The sequence below is a fragment of the Streptacidiphilus anmyonensis genome (assembly GCF_000787855.1).
GTDB lineage: Bacteria > Actinomycetota > Actinomycetes > Streptomycetales > Streptomycetaceae > Streptacidiphilus > Streptacidiphilus anmyonensis.
Genome location: NZ_BBPQ01000001.1, coordinates 319654 through 339098, shown reverse-complemented (window position 1 = coordinate 339098; position 19445 = coordinate 319654). Strand labels below are relative to the sequence as shown.

At 70.8% G+C, this 19445-nt stretch carries 15 protein-coding genes; 9 read left to right on the top strand and 6 right to left on the bottom strand.

Translation table 11 applies throughout. The features are described 5' to 3' along the window. Positions 1–4 precede the first annotated feature (4 nt). The 3 genes from TR50_RS01495 to TR50_RS49625 all read left to right on the top strand — a co-directional run bounded on the left by TR50_RS01495 (position 5) and on the right by TR50_RS49625 (position 5573). Positions 5–1588, top strand: coding sequence for a FadD3 family acyl-CoA ligase (locus TR50_RS01495; RefSeq protein ID WP_042412745.1), 1584 nt, complete (start codon positions 5–7; stop codon positions 1586–1588). Positions 1589–1734: 146 nt separating this feature from the next. Continuing rightward, the gene (locus tag TR50_RS45185; protein WP_152648196.1) at positions 1735–3165 is read left to right on the top strand and encodes a bifunctional glycosyltransferase family 2/GtrA family protein; all 1431 of its coding nucleotides are present in this window, start codon (positions 1735–1737) and stop codon (positions 3163–3165) included. Beyond that, a complete protein-coding gene (locus tag TR50_RS49625) occupies positions 3162–5573 on the top strand; it encodes a glycosyltransferase family 39 protein (protein ID WP_042412742.1) in 2412 nt (803 codons plus the stop codon). The genes TR50_RS45185 and TR50_RS49625 overlap by 4 nt, the downstream gene beginning before the upstream one ends. An 83-nt stretch (positions 5574–5656) precedes the next feature. Here TR50_RS49625 and TR50_RS01480 read toward each other — a convergent pair whose 3' ends face one another. Continuing rightward, positions 5657–6403 (bottom strand): phosphatase PAP2 family protein, encoded by a 747-nt coding sequence (locus tag TR50_RS01480; RefSeq protein WP_052440551.1) that lies wholly within the window; start codon positions 6401–6403, stop codon positions 5657–5659. A 289-nt stretch (positions 6404–6692) separates the two neighbouring features. Here TR50_RS01480 and TR50_RS01475 point away from each other — a divergent pair, with 289 nt between their 5' ends. Together TR50_RS01475 and TR50_RS01465 are read left to right on the top strand one after the other, a co-directional pair. Next, entirely contained in the window at positions 6693–7664 is a 972-nt protein-coding gene (locus tag TR50_RS01475; RefSeq protein WP_042376789.1) for a sigma-70 family RNA polymerase sigma factor, read from the top strand. Positions 7665–7945: 281 nt separating this feature from the next. Continuing rightward, positions 7946–8383, top strand: coding sequence for a hypothetical protein (locus TR50_RS01465; RefSeq protein WP_042412738.1), 438 nt, complete (start codon positions 7946–7948; stop codon positions 8381–8383). Positions 8384–8410: 27 nt separating this feature from the next. Here the strand turns inward: TR50_RS01465 and mscL are convergent, their stop codons facing one another. The 4 genes from mscL to TR50_RS01445 all read right to left on the bottom strand — a co-directional run bounded on the left by mscL (position 8411) and on the right by TR50_RS01445 (position 12139). Continuing rightward, on the bottom strand, positions 8411–8842 hold the full coding sequence (mscL, locus tag TR50_RS01460) for a large conductance mechanosensitive channel protein MscL (protein ID WP_084699627.1): 432 nt from the start codon (positions 8840–8842) through the stop codon (positions 8411–8413). Between the two features lie 511 nt (positions 8843–9353). Then, the gene (locus TR50_RS01455; RefSeq protein ID WP_042412734.1) at positions 9354–10229 is read right to left on the bottom strand and encodes an S-methyl-5'-thioadenosine phosphorylase; all 876 of its coding nucleotides are present in this window, start codon (positions 10227–10229) and stop codon (positions 9354–9356) included. Between the two features lie 28 nt (positions 10230–10257). Beyond that, positions 10258–10578: an FmdB family zinc ribbon protein gene (locus TR50_RS01450; RefSeq protein WP_042412732.1), complete on the bottom strand. Its 321-nt coding sequence runs from the start codon at positions 10576–10578 to the stop codon at positions 10258–10260. 94 nt (positions 10579–10672) lie between these two features. After that, positions 10673–12139 (bottom strand): potassium/proton antiporter, encoded by a 1467-nt coding sequence (locus TR50_RS01445; protein WP_084699669.1) that lies wholly within the window; start codon positions 12137–12139, stop codon positions 10673–10675. Positions 12140–12442: 303 nt separating this feature from the next. Here TR50_RS01445 and TR50_RS01440 point away from each other — a divergent pair, with 303 nt between their 5' ends. After that, a complete protein-coding gene (locus TR50_RS01440) occupies positions 12443–15277 on the top strand; it encodes a penicillin acylase family protein (RefSeq protein ID WP_042412728.1) in 2835 nt (944 codons plus the stop codon). A gap of 144 nt (positions 15278–15421) precedes the next feature. Here TR50_RS01440 and TR50_RS01435 read toward each other — a convergent pair whose 3' ends face one another. After that, positions 15422–16006 (bottom strand): 5-formyltetrahydrofolate cyclo-ligase, encoded by a 585-nt coding sequence (locus TR50_RS01435; RefSeq protein ID WP_042412726.1) that lies wholly within the window; start codon positions 16004–16006, stop codon positions 15422–15424. A 54-nt stretch (positions 16007–16060) separates the two neighbouring features. On the opposite strand from TR50_RS01435, the gene TR50_RS01430 reads away from it, so the two are divergent. From TR50_RS01430 to glp, 3 genes are all read left to right on the top strand, one after another. Next, on the top strand, positions 16061–16759 hold the full coding sequence (locus tag TR50_RS01430) for a GGDEF domain-containing protein (protein WP_052440549.1): 699 nt from the start codon (positions 16061–16063) through the stop codon (positions 16757–16759). Then, complete coding sequence (locus TR50_RS01425) at positions 16756–17709, top strand: UTP--glucose-1-phosphate uridylyltransferase (RefSeq protein ID WP_042412724.1); 954 nt, start codon at positions 16756–16758, stop codon at positions 17707–17709. Before TR50_RS01430 ends, TR50_RS01425 begins: the two co-directional genes overlap by 4 nt. 130 nt (positions 17710–17839) lie before the next feature. After that, entirely contained in the window at positions 17840–19243 is a 1404-nt protein-coding gene (glp, locus tag TR50_RS01420; RefSeq protein ID WP_042412722.1) for a molybdotransferase-like divisome protein Glp, read from the top strand. Positions 19244–19445: the final 202 nt, after the last annotated feature.

Here is a 19445-nt window from a genome sequence, read left to right as displayed (position 1 = left end):
GCCCATGCGTGCGGATCTGGAGTGGGGCACCATCGCGAACCTGGTCCAGGCGGCGGGCGCCCGCTACGGCGGCCGCGAGGCGGTCGTCGGCCCGCGCACCCGGTTCGACTACGCCGAGCTGGCCCGCCGGGTCCGGCGGGCGGCGGCCGGCGTCATGGCCACGGGCGTCCGGCCGGGCGACCGCATCGGCATCTGGGCTCCGAACACCCCCGACTACGTCGTCGCGGCACTCGGCGCGGTCAGCGCCGGCGCGGTGCTGGTCCCGCTCGGCACCCGGCTCAAGGGCGGCGAGGCGGCGGACCTGCTGCGACGGACCCGGGCCTCGCTGCTGTTCGTGACCTCCACCTTCCTCGGCGTCAGTTACGTCTCGGCTCTCAAGGCCGCCGGTCCGTTGCCCGACCTGAGCGCCACCGTCGTCCTCGGCGACACCGAGACCGTCCCCGAGGGGCTGCTCTCCTGGCGCGCCTTCCTCGCGGCGGGCGCGGACATCCCGGAGCGCTCCGTCCAGGAACGCATCGCCGCCGTCGGCCCGGAGGACCCGGCCGACATCATGTTCACCTCCGGCACCACCGGGCTGCCCAAGGGCGCCGTGACCACCCACGCCCAGAGCCTGCGCGCCTTCGGCACCTGGGCCGATCTGGCCGGACTGGCCGAGGGGGACCGCTACCTGGTGGTCAACCCGTTCACGCACACCTTCGGCTGGAAGGCCGGTGTCCTCGCCGGCCTCATGCGCGGAGCCACGATCCTGCCGCAGCCCGTCTTCGACCCCGAGGCCGTGCTCGCCAAGATCGCCACCGAGCGCGTCACCGTCCTGCCGGGCGCGCCGACCGTCTACCAGGCCCTGCTCGACCACCCCGCACGCGACCAGTACGCGCTCGGCTCGCTGCGCCTCGCCGTGACAGGCGCTGCCGTCGTCCCGCTGGAGCTGGTCCACCGCATCCGCGACGACCTCGGCTTCGGCACGGTGCTCACCGCCTACGGCCTGACCGAGAGCTGCGGCATGGTCACCATGTGCCGCCGCGACGACACCCCCGACACCGTCGCCGCGACCTCCGGCCGCGCCATCCCCGACGTCGAGGTCCGCCTCCGCGACGCCGACGGCAAGGACGTTCCGCCCGGCGAGGCGGGCGAGGTCCAGGTCCGCGGCTACACCGTGATGCGCGGCTACTTCGAGGACCCGGCCGCCACCGCCGGAGCCTTCACCGACGACGGCTGGCTCCGCACCGGTGACATCGGCGTCCTCGACGCCGACGGCAACCTGCGGATCACCGACCGCCTCAAGGACATGTACACCGTCGGCGGTTTCAACGCCTACCCGGCGGAGATCGAACGCATCCTGGCCCGCCACCCGCTCGTCGCGGACTCCGCGGTCGTCGGCGTTCCCGACCCGCGCCTCGGCGAGGTGGGTCGAGCCTTCGTGATCCCGCGTCAACAACCTTCCCCGGAAGCGGCCGTGGAACTGGTGGACTGGTGCCGCCGGGAGATGGCCAACTACAAGGTCCCGCGTGAGGTGATCTTCGTCGACGAGCTGCCCCGCAACGCCTCCGGCAAAGTCCTCAAGGGCGAACTGCGGAAGCTCGGGGGCTGAGCGACACGGCAGCAGTCGCTTCGGCGGGTCCGTTGGCGGGTCCGCCGGTAGGTCGATCGCACGAACGGCGGAGCGCGCGGCACCTGCCAGCCAAGCCCTAAACACCGCACAGGTGCACCACAGCGCCGGGCCCAAGGCTTCCTGGCATGAACCATTCGTCCTCGCCGGCGGCACACGCCGCCCCTCCCGCCACAGGCCGGGACGGCACTCGCACCGAGCTGGTCGAGGTGGTCGTCCCCGTCTACAACGAGGAGCTCGTGCTCGCCCGCAGCGTGCGCACGCTGCACAGCTACCTGAGCGAGCACTTCCCCTATCCGTTCCGCATCACGATCGCCGACAACGCGAGCATCGACGGCACCTGGCAGGTCGCCTCCGGTCTCGCCGCGGAGCTCCGTGAGGTCCGCGCCGTCCACCTGGACCAGAAGGGACGCGGTCGCGCCCTTCGAACCGTCTGGGGCAGCAGCGACGCCGACGTCGTGGCCTACATGGACGTGGACCTCTCCACAGGGCTCGAAGCCTTCCTCCCACTGGTCGCTCCACTGCTCTCCGGTCACAGCGACCTCGCCATCGGCAGCCGGCTCCACCGGGGCTCGGCGGTGGTCCGCGGTCCGAAGCGCGAGTTCATCTCGCGTACCTACAACCTGCTGCTCAGGGCCACGCTCGCGGCCAAGTTCTCCGACGCCCAGTGCGGTTTCAAGGCCGCCCGGACCGAGGTCGTGCAGGCGCTGCTCGCCGATGTCGAGGACCAGACCTGGTTCTTCGACACCGAGTTGCTGCTTCTCGCCGAACGCAGCGGCCTGCGGATCCACGAGGTCCCGGTCGACTGGATCGACGACCCGGACAGCCGCGTCGACATCGTCCGCACGGTCAAGGACGACCTCAAGGGCATGTGGCGCGTCGGTAGGAAGGCCGCCTTCGGGGCCACCCGGATGCCCGTTCCGCCGCGCGTGCTCCAGGCGCAGCTGCCGACCGGCATGCGCTGGCAGCTCTCCAGCTTCGCCGTGATCGGGGTGCTCAGCACCCTCGCCTACCTGGGGCTGTACCTCCTGACGCGGCAAGCGGCACCCGCCGTGCTGGCCAACGCCTTCGCGCTGCTGGCGACGGCGATCGCCAACACGGCCGCCAACCGTCGTTTCACGTTCGGCGTCACCGGCCCGCGGGACGCCCTGCGCCACCAGGTCGAGGGCGGCATCGCCTTCGTCATCGGCCTGGTGCTGAGCACCGTCGCGCTCGCCGTCTCCCACGCGGTCGCGCCGGGCGCCTCGCACACGGCCGAGCTCGGCTGGCTGGTTGCGGCGAACGCCCTGGCCACCGTGGTCCGCTTCGTGCTGTTGCGTGCCTGGGTGTTCAACCCCCACCGCACGGCCAGGAACGCCCGGGACGCCGACCTGTCGGAGCTCTCCTCCCTCGCTTCGGCCCCCGCCGACCACGGCACCTGCCGTGAGAACGATCACCGCACCAACCGCACCAACCGCACCCCCGATCACCGCGCCGACCAGCGCACGGATCAACGCACCACCTACCGCACCACCAACCGCACCCCCGATCACCGCACCGACCAGGAGGCCCGCCGGTGAGCGCCTACATCGAAGCACCGGCCGAGTCGGCCGCCGTCCCCCCGCATACCGGCGTGCTGCGGCGGCCACGCCGTCCGCGGGGTCCGCGCTGGATCCGCCCCGCCTACTGGGGGACGCTGGCCCTGGCCGCACTGGTCTACTGCTACGGCCTGGGCCAGAACGGGGACGCCAACTCGTACTACGCGGCGGCCGTGCTCAGCGGCACGAAGAGCTGGTCCGCGATGTTCTACGGCTCCCTGGACGCGGGCAACTTCATCACCGTCGACAAGCCGCCGTTCGCGCTGTGGCTGATGGAGCTCTCCTGTCGCGTGTTCGGCTTCGGCAGCTGGCAGATGCTGCTGCCGATCGCCGGCTGTGCCGTCGCCTCCGTCGCGGTCCTGTACAGCGCCGTCCGTCGCAGCTTCGGCCCCGTCGCGGCGACCGTCTCCGCCGTGGTGCTGGCGCTCACCCCGATCACCGTGGCCATCAGCCGCGACAACAACCCGGACCCGGTGCTGGTGCTGCTCACCGTCTCCGCGGCGTGGTTCTGCCTGGAGGCCGTGCGGCGCGGCACGCTGCGTCACCTGGTGGTCTCCGCCGTACTGGTGGGGTTCGCCTTCAACACCAAGATGCTGCAGGCGTACATGGTGATCCCGGCGCTGTTCCTCGCCTATGCCTGGGCGGCGCGAGGGAGTTGGCTGGTCCGGGCGCGGAACCTGCTGATCGCGGGCGTCGCTCTCGTGGTCTCCAGCGGCTGGTGGATAGTGATCGTCGACTCGATCAAGGACCACCCGTTCATCGGTTCCAGCTCCGACGGCACGGTGTGGAACCTCGTCATCGGCTACAACGGCCTTGAGCGCGTGCTCGGGGCCAGCGCCGGCAACGTGACCGGAACCAGCGGCGGCGCCACTGCCGGATTCGGCGCGGGCGGCGGGGCAGGCGGCAGCGGTGGGGGCGGGGGCGGTGCCAACTTCGGCGGCACCTCCGGTGCCGGCCGGCTCTTCAACGACATCCTCGGCGGCCAGATCTCCTGGCTGATCCCCTTCGCGGTGGTCGCCCTCGTCGGGGCGCTGGTGCTGCGCGGCCGTCGGCGCCGCACCGACATGCAGCGAGCCTCGCTGCTGTTGTGGGGGATGTGGCTGCTCACGCACTACATCGTCTTCAGCTTCTCCTCCGGCACCTTCCACCCGTACTACACGACCATGCTGGCTCCTGCGATCGCCGCCCTCACCGGTGCGGGCGGGACGATGCTGCTCCGGGCGCTGCGTTCGCCCTCACGCAAGCCCGTGTGGGCCGCCGTGCTGCCGGCGGGCGTGGTCCTCTCGGCGATCTGGGCGGTGCTGCTGCTCCGGCGGACGACGAGTTTCGTGCCCTGGCTGTGGCCGGTCGTCGCATTGCTGGCGGTGGGCGGAGTGGTGGCGCTGATCGTCGCGCGCTTCGGCGCGAGCTCGGTCGGGGCCGCGGTCCGCAGGCGCGTCCTGGCGGTCGGAGCGATCGCGGCAGCGTTGGCCCTGCTTGCGGGCCCCGCCGCCTACGCTGCGGACACGGTGACCGCGGGCGCCATTCAGGGCACCAACCCGACGGCCGGCCCGTCTTCAGGCGGCGGCTTCGGCTTCCCCGGCGGCGCCGGCGGCACGCGCGGCGGCTTTCCCGGCGGCCTGCGCGGCGGCGAGTTCCCGCGTGGAGTCGGCGGTGCGGGTGGCCCAGGCGGCGCGGAGGGCACGGGTGGATTCGGGGGCGGTTTCCCGGGCGGCTTCCCAGGAGGAGCGGGCACAGGCATGCCCGGCGGAACGTCCGGAGACGGAACGACCGCGGCCGGCACAGGCCAAGGAGTCGCAGGCCAGGGAAGCACAGGCCAGGGAAGCACAGGTCAGGGAGGCACGGCATCCGGCCTGGGGCAGGGCGCCGGCGCCGGTGGTACGGAGCGGACGCGTGGCCTCGACGGCGCGGGCGGCTTCGGGGGTCCCATGGGCGGTGGGTCGGTCAGCACGGCGCTCCTCTCCTACCTCGAGAGGAACCAGGGTGGCGCCACCTGGCTGGTCGCGGTCTCCAGCGCCCAATCGGCGTCCGAGATCATCCTCCAGTCCGGGAAGCCGGTGATCGCCATGGGCGGCTTCACCGGCAGTGACCCGGCCATGAGCCTGGCCAAGCTGAAGTCGCTCGTCGCCTCCGGCAAGCTGCGCTTCGTGCTGCTGGGCTCCGGCGGTTTCGGCGGCATGGGTGGCGGCCCCGGTGGCGGTCAGGCCAACAGCGAGGCGACCGAATACGTGCAGTCCGCCTGCAAGGCGGTCAGCGCCTCGGCGTACGGCGGCTCGACCTCGACGTCGACGGGTTCCTCGTCGAGCAGGGCCTCCGGCACCTCCGGCACCTCCGGCACGTCGTCGGCGGGTGCCACCTCCGGCGAGACGCTCTACGAGTGCACCGCCTGATTCGCCGAGCGGCTGCGTGGTCGAGCGGCGGCTGAGCTGCGAGCCGGTTCAGCTTCGAACGACCGATGGGGCGCGGGCCCGTCTCAGGACGGGTCCGCGTCCCGTGCTTGCACCTGCTGCCGCTGCACCTGCCGGCGTTGCACGCGTTGGGCAGCCCGGGAAGTCAGCCGATGCAGTTCGGCTCCGCGCATGCCCGGGCGCCAGGTGTCCACGGCCGCCGTCACGGCACAGAGGGTGAAGCCGGCGAGCAGCCATCCGCCGAGGATGTCGCTGGGCCAGTGGACGCCCAGCCCGATTCGCGTCCACCCCACGAGGAACACCAGGGCGGCGGCCACCCCGGCCGTCACCGCGCGCGTCGCACGCCGACGCAGGTGCGGCCAGGCGACGACGACCAGGAGCGGGATCACCGTCGCCGAAGTCATGGCGTGGCCGGAAGGAAAGCTCCAGCCGGTCGCCGTGGAGACGGGTTCGGGCAGGAGCGGCCGCGGCCGGGCGACCGCTTCCTTGACGCCCTCCTCAAGCGCCGCCTGCACGACCCCGCAGGCTGCCGCCCACAGCGCGGCTACCCGGGCCCCGCGCCACCACAACCAGACGACCAGCACGCCGAGGATCACTCGGAGCACGGTCGGGGAGAGCACGGTGGTGACGGTCCGCATCGACCCGGTCCACGCGACGTGGCGCAGCGCGGTGGTGTGCAGGCCCTGGTCGATCGACTGGTCGAAGCGCGCCAGTGGACCCCAGCCCGACTCGACCAGAGCCAACAGCAGTCCGAAGAGCGCCAGACACAGCCCCGCACCCGCCCAGAGCAGCCAGGACTGCCTCCATCGCACGCCTGTCACCTCTCCGCTCCGGGGCTTTCCCCGTCGCCGATTCACCGCGCGGGGAACTGTTACGGGGCGGACAATCGTCCCAGAGAGTGACAGAACTGGACGCCCGCCGCGCTGTGCTCGAGTGATAACGCTCTGCTGACGATCGCGGGCGAACCGCACAGCATACTGCTACGTGCGAAGAAAAACACCGCTTCGGGAATGTTTCCTCGGACATCGTCGTTCAGTCGTTACGTAAGCAGTTCCCAGGTACGGGCCAGCCAGGCCCGTCAGGTCACCCGAGGGAGTTCGTATGGCCACCCGTGCCGTCGTCCGCGACAAGGCCGATCGGACGCGTACCGCGCGCCCGACCGCAGGTGAGGCCGACCGAGACCTCGTCGGTATGTACCTGGACGAGATCGCGCGCACCCCGCTGCTCGACGCGGCGCAGGAGGTCGAACTGTCGACCCGGATCGAGGCGGGCGTCTTCGCCGAGCAGCTGCTCGAGGAGGGGCGGACCGCGGCCGGGGCGACGGAGGACGAACTGCGGGCGGTGGCAGCCGACGGCCAGCGCGCCAAGGACGTCTTCATCCGGTCCAACCTCCGCCTCGTGGTCGCCGTCGCCCGTCGATACCCGCGCAGCGGGCTGCCCCTGCTCGACCTGATCCAGGAGGGCAACGCCGGTCTGGTCCGAGCGGTCGAGAAGTTCGACTTCAGCAAGGGCTACAAGTTCTCCACGTACGCGACCTGGTGGATCCGCCAGGCCATCACCCGCTCCATCGCCGACCAGTCCCGCACCATTCGACTCCCCGTCCACCTCGTCGAGGAGCTCGGGCGCATTCGGCGTGTGCAGCGCGAGAAGTCCAAGGAGCTGGGCCGGGAGGCCGAGCCGGCCGAGGTCGCGGCCGAACTGGACACCACCGAGGACCGCATCAAGGACGTCCTGGACTGGGCGCGCGATCCGGTCAGCCTCAACATGACCGTCGACGACGACGGCGAGACCCAGTTCGGCGATCTCGTCGAGGACACCGGCGCCACCTCTCCGGAGGACGCCGTGCTGGTCATGCTCCGCCGCGAGGAGTTGGACGCCCTCATCGACCGTCTCGACGACCGCACCGCCTCGATCATCCGCTCCCGCTACGGGATGGAGGACGGTCGCGAGCGGACCCTGACCGAGGTCGGCAAGCAGCACGGTCTGACCAGGGAGCGCATTCGCCAGATCGAGAAGCACGCGCTGGCCGAGCTTCGCAAGATCGCCGACCACGCGGGCTTCGAGGCCGCCTAGGCAAGCCCCGCAGTCTCCGCAGGAGCCCCCGCTACGCCGAGCAGGTGTGGCGGGGGCTCTTCTGCGCCCCCGAGGGCGCGGCAGAGGTCTGTGGCATCCCCGTCGAGCAAGTCGCCCAGGTGGCGCGGATGTTCGCCGACGCCGAGCGCGCTATGGCCTGGGCGCGCCCGCAGAATCGAGCACCACACGATGAGGGTGTCCAGAACTGCCTGTCCGTCATCAACCTGGGCACGGCCAGGAGGGTTGGTGGTGAGGTCGTATGACGGAGCGACAGTGCCCCGGTGACGACGACCGGCTGGACACCGGCCACGGCCCCGAATGCCTCGGCGATGCTGACCGGCCGGCTCGTCGTGGTGCTCGGCATCCTCGCGGGCCAGCTCTGGGTTCTGGGCGTCTGCGTCGACGGGTGGATGCAGGATCACACCTCGACCGCCCCGATCTGGAATCCGTCCCACCCGAGCGACCGCCGACTCGGGAGACTGCGCGCCTGCGCCTACTCTGGACCTGTGAGTGGTGGCGAGCAGCAGGATACGAAGCAGGGCCTTGAGAGCGGCGCGAAGCGCTCTGAGAGGGCCAAGCGTCGGATCGTCTTCGACGACCCGATGAGCGGCGGCAGCCGGGACGACTCGGACGCGGGCTGGGGCGGCGAGCGCGGCGAGGGCTCGCGTGACAGGGACTGGTACCTGAGCGAGGCCCCGCCGCACCACGGGGAGAAGTGACGGGAGAGCGTTGCTTTCCGACCGGTCTCAGCCGCGCTGGGCGACGAGCAGGTCGCGGATCTCGCCGAGGATGACGACTTCGGTGACCTCGGGCGACTTGGACTCCTGGGCCGGAACCTCCTTCTTGGCCATGTAGCGCTTCATAAAGGCGTTCATGGGCAGAACGAGGCAGAAGTAGACGACGGCGGCGGTGATCACGAAGCTGAGCGTGGCGCCGAGGACCGAGCCCCACTGGATGAGGATGCCGTCGACCTTGCCGGTGGCCTTGTCCACCAGGCAGGTTCCCTTGAGACAGGTCGTGTACGCGCTGAGGTCCTGCGTACCGAATGCGCCGACGATCGGGTTGATGACCCCGTCGACGATGGAATTGATGATCTTGGTGAATGCGGCGCCGATGACCACGGCCACCGCGAGGTCCACGACGTTGCCGCGGAGCAGGAATGCCTTGAAGCCCTTCATGGGCATCGGAAGTTACGGTAGTTCTCCGGGCGCCTTGGCACACGGGGAATTCACCCGTGCGGAGCCGTGGCCGGCACAGTGCCCGGCTCCACCTGAGGAAACGTTCCGGAGGGCTCGTGGGGGCGTGCGCTTGCCGCCGCACCCTTTTCACTCGAATCGGGGAACTGTCGCATCGATCCCACGGCGAGTGTGGTGGCCGCGACGAGCAGTCCGGCCGCGATGGGACCCGGACGCCGCCGTACCGGCGTGGGCAGGCGATGCCGCCCACGGCCGGCCAGGATCGGCGGGAATGAGGCGATGCAGTAGGTGGGCGGGATGGAGAGGGACATGCCGACCTCCGTGGTGGGGGATCCCTTCGGACCGGGATCCGCTGTGCCCACCACGTTGCCCCCAGCCGGGGACCGGACCAACTGAGGCCCTCACAGGCTGTGGATAACCACCCCCTGTGGAAAACTTCTCCACGCCCGAGTGAAGCTGCCCGCTGCGGCTTCCGCAGCGGCCTGCAGGCGTCCTAGGCTGCTTCGCGGGAGCCCGGCTCGACTCCCAGGCCGGTGGTCACCCCGTCCAGCGCGTGAACGCAGATGCACTCGCGTTCCTCCGTAGCCGGCAGGGCCGCCACCGTGGCCGCCAACACACCGCGCAGCCGGTCGATGTTGCGGCCGAACTCGACCAGGACCTCTGCGTGCGTCACGCCCTGGCCCGTCTCCACGCCGGCGTCCAGGTCCGTCACCAGCGCGAGCGAGGTGTAGCAGAGCGCGAGCTCACGGGCGAGGACAGCCTCCGGGTGGCCGGTCATCCCGACCACCGACCAGCCTTGGGAGCTGTACCAGCGCGATTCGGCGCGAGTCGAGAACCGGGGGCCCTCGATCACCACCATCGTGCCGCCGTCCACAGGCGCCCAGCCCGAGGATCGGGCGCCGACCAGGGCCGCCGCGCGGCCGCGCGGGCAGTAGGGATCGGCAGCGGAGACGTGCACGACCTCCGGGGTGACCCCGTCGGATCGGGTCTGTCCGTCGTAGAACGTCTGGACCCGGCCGTAGGTCCGGTCCACCAGCTGGTCAGGCACCAGCAGAGTGCCGGGACCGTACTGTGGGCGCAGGCCGCCGGTAGCGCAGGGGCCGAGGATCTGCCGGACGCCGAGCGAGCGCAGCGCCCACAGGTTCGCCCGGTAGTTGATCGCATGCGGGGGAGTTCGGTGCCCCCGCCCGTGCCGCGGGAGAAACGCCACGCGGCGCCCGGCGAACTCGCCCACGAGAAGGGAGTCGCTTGGGGCGCCGTAGGGGGTGTCGACGACGACTTCGTCGAGGTCGTCCACGAGGGCGTAGAGCCCCGTGCCTCCGATGATGCCGATCTCGGCCGTGGCCGCGACTGCAGACTGGTCTGTCATGCGCCGCAGCGTAGCCGGGGGAGCCGACTCAGGCGGCGGAACCCGACGAGCCGGACGAGGAGGACGTCGACGAGGACGAGGAGGAGCTCGACGAGCTGGTGGAGCTCGACGAGGACGAGGTCGAAGCCGTGCCCGAAGACGAGGAGTTCGACGAGATGCTGCTGCTGGACGACGAGCGGCTGTCGGTCCGGTAGAAGCCGGAACCCTTGAAGACCACGCCCACCGCAGAGAAGATCTTGCGCAGCTTGCCGCCGCACTCGGGGCACTCGGTCAGCGCGGCGTCCGTGAACTTCTGGACGGCCTCGAGGCCGTTGCCGCACGCGGTGCACTGGTACTGGTACGTCGGCACTTGTTTCCTCCTGGCACTCTAAGGCTGTGAGTGCTAACGATCCTCAATGATGCTGTATTCCTGGTCGATAAGTCCACTGATCCGGATGTGAGGCTCAGTACTCTCCGCGGGTCCCGCTCAGCCAGCCCGCCAGCTTGCCGCCCCGGTCGACGGCCCGCAGCCGCCGTTCCGCCCGGTCGCGGACCTGGTCGGTGGCGACGACGAGCAGGTCGTCACCGTGCCTCAGCGCGGTCGTGGGGCCGGGCACGAAACTCGCCCCTTCGCGTACCACCAGGGTCACCGCCGCGCCCTTCGGCAGACGCAGCTCGCTGACCTCGACGCCCGCGAGGCGGGACTCCGGACCGATCGAGACCGAGAGCAGGTGGCCGTGCAGTCGCTCCAGAGGTGCGGACTCGACCGCCAGGTCGTCGGCGTGGCCGGCGTCCGAGATCCGCAGCGCCTTGGCGACGAGCGGCAGGGTCGGGCCTTGGATCAGGGTGAACACCACGACGAGTAGGAACACGGTGTTGAACAGCTGGCCGGCGCCGGGCACGGCGTGCACGACCGGAATGGTCGCCAACACGATCGGGACCGCCCCGCGCAGGCCGGCCCAGCTCAGCAGCGCCTGTTCGCGCCAGGCCACCCGGAACGGCGTCAGCGTCAGCAGCACCGAGAGCGGCCGGGCCACCAGGACCAGCACCAGGCCGACGACCACAGCGGGGATCACGGCGTCCGCCATCGTCCGCGGGTTCACCAGGAGCCCCAGCATGACGAACATGCTGATCTGGGCGATCCAGGCCAGTCCCTCGGCGAAGCCGCGGGTGGCGGGCCCGTGCGGCAGCCGGGAATTGCCCAGGACCAGGGCACAGACATACACAGCCAGGAAGCCCGAGCCGTGTCCCAGTGCTCCGCCCGCGTAGGCCAGCAGCGTGAGGGCGATCACGGCGATCGGGTAGAGGCCCGACGAAGGCAGCGCCACGTGGCGCAGGGCGAGGGCGCCCAGGCGACCCACCGCGAGCCCGACCGCCGAGCCGATGATCAGCTCCAGCACGACGGTGCCGACCAGGATCCACCAGGAGTCGATCGGTCCGGCCGTCGCGAAGGCCACGGCGAGGATGACGACCGGCGCGTCGTTGAAGCCCGACTCCGCCTCGAGCAGGCCGCTCAGCCGGGCGGGCAGGGGTACGCGCCGCAGCACTGAGAAGACGGCTGCGGCGTCCGTGGAGGAGACCACGGCGCCCATCAGCAGCGAGATGCGCCAGTCGCTGCCGGTCAGCAGGTGCGCTCCGACGGCGACGACGCCGACGCTGATCGCCGTGCCGACAGTGGCGAGCACGGCCGCGGCCGGAACCGCCGGCCTGATGTCGTGCCAGCGGGTGCCGAGACCGCCCTCGGCCAGGATCACCACCAGGGCCGCGTAGCCGAGCACCTGAGCGAGTTGGGCGTCATTGAAGGTGATGCCCGCGACACCGTCCTGACCGAGAAGGACCCCGATCCCCAGGTAGATGAGCAGGCTGGGGAGCCCGCTGCGGGAGGAGAGCCGGACCGCGGCCACGGCCACCAGCAATACCAGCGAGAACATCAGGAGCAGCAGGTCGAGCCGGTGGACGGACACGCAGGGGCACCTCGCGCTGGAGAATCGTTGCTTCCGTTTGATTGGAGCAAGATTTTACCGTTCTGCCTCTTGGAACCCTGGGCTCGTCCACGGGCTGGGCAGTCGCCGGGCACGAACCGGGCACACCGCCCGAGGGGCGCCGAGGGGGCGTACCACACGCCCCTTGCAGCGCCCGCGCACCACCGGTTCCGCTTCGGGTGTTAGCGTCAGCACCGCCGCCTTGCCCGGTGGCCCGTCGCGGTACAGTCACTGCCCCTCACAAGGACCCTGATGCCCCGCTCCAAGAAGTTCCGCCGTCTGCGCCTGCTGGTGGTGCTGGTCGTGCTGCTGTTGGTGGCCGGTGTCGCGGTCGGCGGCTGGTACGGCGTGCAACAGGTGCACGCCTCCTACCCGCAGACCACCGGCAGCATCCACCTCCAGGGCCTGTCCGGCCCGGTCGACGTCGTCCGCGACGACAAGGGCATCCCCCAGGTCTACGCGTCCACCCCCGAGGACCTGTTCATGGCCCAGGGGTACGTGCAGGCGCAGGACCGGTTCTGGCAGATGGACGTGAACCGGCACATCACCTCGGGCACCCTCGCCTCGATGTTCGGCTCCGGTCAGGTGCAGACGGACGCCTTCATCCGCACCATGGACTGGCAGGGGGTGGCGCAGAAGGAGTGGAACACCCAGCTCTCTGACACCACCAAGAAGTACCTGCAGGCCTACACCAACGGCGTCAACGCCTGGCTCGGCCAGCACCCCGGCGGGGCGGGCGCCTCGCTCGAGTACGCGCTGCTCGGCACGGTCTACGGGGGTTACAAGCCGGCTCAGTGGACGCCGGTGGACTCGATCTCCTGGCTCAAGGCGATGGCCTGGGACCTCAGCGGAAACATGCAGCAGGAGATCGACCGCTCCCTGCTGGCTGGAACGTTCACCACCCAGCAGATCGCGGATCTCTACCCCGACTACCCCTACGCGGCCAACGGCACGATCATCGCCAAGACCGGCACCGTCACCGCGGCCGGCAAGTACGTCCCGGCTGACGGTCTGACGACGCCGACGGGCGGCTCCGCCACGAGTGGTTCGAACAGTGCCACGAACAGCGGGGCCGGAACCGTCCCCGCCTCGTACAAGACCGCCGGAGGCAAGCCGGCTGCCCAGGGCGCGCAGCAGGCGGCCCTGGCTCTCGCCGACAACCTGTCCGTGCTGCCGACCATGCTCGGCCGTCCCGGAGCCGCCGGCATCGGCTCCAACTCCTGGGTCGTCGACGGCAGCCACACCACCACGGGCAAGCCCCTGCTCGCGAACGACCCGCACCTGGCGCCGGGCATTCCGTCCATCTGGTACCAGATGGGTCTGCACTGCACCACCGTCAGCGCGCAGTGCCCCTTCGACGTCACCGGCTTCACCTTCCCGGGGATGCCCGGAGTGATCATCGGTCACAACCAGAACATCGCCTGGGGCTTCACCAACGTCGGCGCGGACGTCCAGGACCTCTACCTGGAGCAGGTCAACAGCGACGGCACCTACCTGTACGACGGCAAGAACGTCCCGTTCGTCACCCGCCAGGAGACCATCAAGGTGGCCGGCGGCTCGGACCAGACCATCACCGTGCGCAGCACGGCCGACGGTATGCCGATCATCTCCGACCACGACACCCAGGAGCAGAGCGTCGGCGCCAGCGCGCCGGTCGACGGCTCGGCTCCGCCGCGTGGCGGCGGCTACGCCATCGCGCTCAAGTGGACGGCGCTGACGCCGAACAAGACCATGGACGCCGTCTTCGCCCTGGACAAGGCAAGCGACTTCTCCCAGTTCCGCTCCGCCGCCCAGGACTTCTCGGTCCCGGCGCAGAACCTGATCTACGCGGACACCAAGGGCAACATCGGCTATCAGATGCCGGGTTCGATCCCGATCCGCCCGAAGGTGGACGGCGCGGCATCCGACGGCACCTACCCGCAGCCCGGCTGGGACCCCCGCTACCGGTGGGAGCAGGACGGCCACGGGCAGGACAGGTACGTTTCCTTCGCGGCCCTGCCGTGGGAGGAGAACCCGAGTTCCGGCTACATCGTGACGGCCAATCAGGCGGTCGTGGATCCGTCGTACAAGTACCTGATCACCGACGACTGGGACTACGGCACGCGCGCCGCGCAGATCACCACGCTGATCAAGGGCAAGCTGGCCGGCGGGGGCAAGATCTCACCGGAGGACATGGCCTCGATCCAGCTGGACGACACCAGCGTCTTCGCCAAGACCCTGGTGCCGTACCTGCTCAAGATCCCGATGACGGAGCCCTACTACACGCAGGCACGGGATCTGCTGCGCGGCTGGAACTACCAGCAGGACTCCGGTTCGGCCGCCGCCGCCTACTACAACGCGGTCTGGTCGAACCTGCTGCACCTGGCTTTCGATCAGAAGTTCCCGGCGGAGGTGCGCAGCACCACCGACTGCATCATGGTCGTCCCGGCCGACAAGGCGGGCATTCCGCAGGACGACGTCAACGGCAAGGCCCAGCGCGTACGCACCTGCGGTCTGCGCGACGACATCACGGCGCAGCCCGACGGCGGCGACCAGTGGACGACCGTCGTCAGCAAGCTGCTGACCGATCCCACCAACGAGTGGTGGAACTGGACCGACAGCAACGGCCAGCAGTACCAGGGCCGGGACACCCTGCTGAAGGAAGCCATGATCGACGCTCGCAAGCAGCTCACCTCGCTCATGGGCAAGGACATCAGCGGCTGGAGCTGGGGCCGGATCCACACCCTCCAGCTCAAGGAGCGCACCCTCGGCACGGACGACTCCTCGATCGGCTCGGGGATCGCGCACTGGCTGCTGAACCGTGGCCCCTACCAGCTCAACGGCGGCAGCGCCGCGGTCGACGCCGCCAGCTGGGACGCGGCCAACGGCTACACGGTGGACGAGGCGCCGTCGATGCGCATGGTCGTCGACCTGTCCGACTTCGACTCGTCCCACTGGATCAACATCGGTGGAGCCTCGGGGCATGCGTTCAGCCCGGACTACGACGACCAGATGCAGCTCTGGGTCAACGGCGAGTTGCTGACCTGGCCGTACACACACCAGGCGGTCGATGCGGCGGCGAAGGACAAGCTCACGCTGACGCCGTAGCGCCGCCGGGCGCAGGCACCGTCCAAGGGCGTGGGGAACCATCAGGGTTCTCCGCGCCCCTGGCGCTTTCGGGGCCTTCTCGCCCGGACATCCGCCTCCGGCGGGCTCGGGCTCGGGCTCGGGCTCGGGCTCGGGCGCCTGCGCTCAGCGGAATCGGAGTGTGCGTTCCGGTGTGATCACCGCGTCCACCGGCCGGTCGTGGGCCTCCGCCGGGAGATCCGGAACGAGTTCGGTGTCGAAGAGCAGCGTCACCAGCCGTGCGGACGAGCCCGACGTCGTCAGCCGGGACAGGACGCGGTCATAGCTGCCACCGCCGCGTCCCAGGCGCACGCCCGTGGCCGGATCGACTGCCAGGCCCGGGAGCAGCACGACGTCCGCCCCGCTGACGGCGTCCGGGCCGAGGCGTGGGGCGGTCGGCTCCAGCAGACCGAGGCGGGCCGGTGCCAGCAGGTCGAAACCCCGGTACTCGGCCCAGTCCAGGTCGTTGTCCGGCAGGAGGACCGGCAGCAGCACCCGGACCCCGGCCGTGCGCAGGGCGTCCAGCAGAGGACGGGTGCCCGGCTCGGAACCCATCGAGACGTAGCAGGCGACGGTCCGTGCGCCCGCAGCCGAGACGGCCGCGAGAGCCGCGTCGGCCAGCTTGTCGGCCGCTGCTTCCCGCTCCTCGGGTGACTTTGCAGCCCGTTCGGCGAGCAGCCGTGACCTGATCGCCTTCTTCTCGTTGAACATCGGATGGGACGGCCTTCCGTCTCGTTACCGGCCAGTACTGTGCGGAGGGACGACATGCCGCCCGTCCTCGCGGACATCCTTGCTGCTCTCTGCCTCCCTTCGCTGCTCGCCGCCGCGCTGCTGGCACGCGGGCGGGCGCGGGCACGGTTCCGGGCGGCGGCACAGGAGTCGGAGCTGGCGCAGCTCCGTGCGGGGCGGACGGAGCTGGAGCGGACCTCCTGCACGGACGCCCTGACCGGTGTGTGGAACTACCGCTACCTCCAGTTGGCCCTGGACCGCGAGATCGCACGCTGCAAACGGCGTCCGACGGAGCGGGTGCTCGCCGTGCTGCTGCTCGAGATCGAGGGCTTCGTCGAGATCCGTCGGGAGCACGGCTACCAGCGGGCCGGGGCCGTGCTGCGCGACCTCGCGCAGCGGCTGGCCATGGAGGTCCGCGAGGAGGACGTGTTCGGCCGCTACGGCGGGGAGGAGTTCCTGGTGCTGCTGCCCGACACCGGCGAGGGCGGTGCGCGGACGGTGGCGGATCGGCTGGCGTGGACGGTCCGTCGGCACCCCCTCGCCCTGCCGTCGGTTCCCGTGCTCGCGGGCGAGGGCAGCGCGCTCCCAGGTAACGGCCTTACCGCCCGTGTCGGAATCGGCTTGCTGCCGCAGGACGGTTCGCATGCCGCGCTTCTGCTGCGGGCCGCTGAAAAGTCGCTGACAGCGGAGAGACAGCCAGCCGACACGCAGGGGAAGCTAGAGTCATCGGTATGACGAAAGCTCGTGCGCGCCAGATCTCCAAGGCGGTCATCCCGGCTGCCGGACTCGGCACCCGCTTCCTGCCCGCCACCAAGGCGACCCCGAAGGAGATGCTTCCGGTCGTCGACAAGCCGGCGATCCAGTACGTGGTGGAGGAGGCGGCGTCGGCCGGGCTGACCGACGTGCTGATGATCACCGGTCGCAACAAGCGGCCGCTGGAGGACCACTTCGACCGGGCCTACGAGCTCGAGGAGCAGCTCTCGCGCAAGGGGGACCAGCACAAGCTGGACCGGGTGCGGGAGTCGAGTGAGCTGGCCACCATGCACTACGTGCGCCAGGGCGACCCGAAGGGCCTGGGCCACGCCGTCCTGTGCGCGGAGCCGCACGTCGCCGACCAGCCGTTCGCGGTGCTGCTCGGCGACGACCTGATCGACCCGCGCGACCCGCTGCTGTCCAAGATGATCGAGGTCCAGAGCGAGCTCGGCGGCAGCGTCGTCGCGCTGATCGAGGTCGACCCCGCCCTGGCGCACCTGTACGGCTGCGCCTCGATCCGCCCCGCCGAGTACCACGGCCCCCACGGGCTGGACGAGGACATCGTCCGGATCACCGACCTCGTGGAGAAGCCCGCCCCCGGCGAGGCCCCGAGCAACTACGCGGTGATCGGTCGCTACGTGCTCGACCCGAGCGTCTTCGATGTGCTGCACGAGACCGCGCCCGGCAAGAACGGCGAGATCCAGCTGACCGACGCGTTGCGGGTGCTCGCCCAGCGCACCCCCGGCCGTGGCGGCCCCGTCCACGGCGTGATCTTCCGTGGCCGCCGCTACGACACCGGCGACAAGGGCGACTACCTGCGCGCCATCGTCCGCCTCGCCTGCGAGCGCGAGGACCTCGGCCCGGAGTTCCGCGCCTGGCTCAAGGAGTTCGTCGTCAGCGGCGAGCTGGACGGCGAGGCCCAGAAACTCTGACTGGGATCCTCGCCGGTGCGAGGGCCGGGGGCCGCCGCCGACACCACGTCGGTCCGACGGCCTCGGCCCCGGCCCGAGGGACGCGGCACCTGAGCGGCGACCGAGCCGCACGACCATGGGGGAAGGCACCATGACCGACCTGCAGCAGCACGGGCACGACCACGGCCACCGTCGCGAGCACGATCGCGGCCACCAGCACGGCCATGGCCACGACCACGGGGCCGGTCTCGCGGACCCCTGTGCCGCCGAGCCCGGCGCCGAGCGCCAGTGGACCGTCGAGGAGCACCTCGCCCAGGTGCTCGCCGCGGTCTCCCCGCTGCCGCCGCTGGAGCTGCAGCTGCTGGAGGCCCAGGGATGCCTCACCGTCGAGGAGATCGTCTCCGCGGTGGCCCTGCCGCCCTTCGACAACAGCTCGATGGACGGATACGCGGTCCGGGTCGCCGATCTCGCCGGAGCCACGAAGGACTACCCCTCCGTGCTCACCGTCGTCGGCGACGTCGCGGCGGGTGCGGCTACGTTGCCCGTCATCGGCCCTGGTCAGTGCGCGCGCATCATGACCGGTGCACCGCTGCCGCCCGGGGCGGAAGCGGTTGTCCCGGTCGAGTGGACCGATGCCGGAAGCGGCTCGGGCGAGGTGGCCACCACGATGGACCCGCAGGGCGCGGCGCCCGTCGCCACCGGAGGCGAGGTGCGCATCTTCCAGTCGGTGGAACTCGGCGGCTTCGTGCGCCGCCGAGGCGAGGACATCAAGGCCGGCCAGGCGCTGCTGCCGGCCGGGACCCGTCTCGGGCCGACCCAGATCGGGCTGCTCGCGGCGACCGGACACGACCGGGTACGGGTCCGGCCGCGTCCGCGCGTCGTCGTGCTGTCCACGGGCAGTGAGCTGGTCCAGCCGGGAACCCCGATCGGGCCTGGCCAGATCCCGGACTCCAACAGCTTCGCTCTCACCGCCGCCGCCCGGGACGCGGGTGCGATGGCCTTCCGCGTCGGCGGCGTGCCGGACGACGCGGAGCGCCTGCGGGAGATCATCGACGACCAGCTGATCCGTGCCGACCTCATCGTGACCAGCGGCGGTGTCAGCGTCGGTGCGTACGACGTGGTCAAGGAGGCGCTCGGCGACCAGATCTCGTTCCGCAAGCTGCGTATGCAACCGGGCAAGCCGCAGGGCTTCGGCGTGCTGGAGGGCTCGGACGCCGGTGTGCCGCTGCTCGCGCTCCCCGGCAACCCGGTCAGTGCGTACATCTCCTTCGAGCTCTTCGTCCGCCCCGCGATCCTGGCGATGCTGGGGGCGACCGAGATCCACCGTCGCGAGGTGACGGCCCGCCTGACCGAGGGCGTCGCATCCTCGCCGGCCGGCCGCCGTCAGTTCCTGCGGGCCGCCTACGACGCCGAGGCCGGCACGGTGACGCCGGTGGGCGGCTCGGGCTCGCATCTGCTCGGCGCCCTGGCACAGGCCAACGCCCTGCTGGTGGTCGACGAGGACAGCACCTCGATCGAGGCCGACGCCGAGGTGCGCGCGATCCTCCTGGACTGACGTCGGGCAGCCGGGCAGCCGGACTGCTCGGCGGTCGACGGCCCAGGTGGCTACCGGTACGGGGATCGGTTCACGCTGCCGATGGGACGCCCGGGCCGGGCAGCGATACTCTGGCGCCGCACCCCCGCCGTCACGATCGCAGGAGCGCCAGTGCACAGCACCAGCCCCGTTCCGTCCGGGTCCGGGTCCGGGTTGACTCATG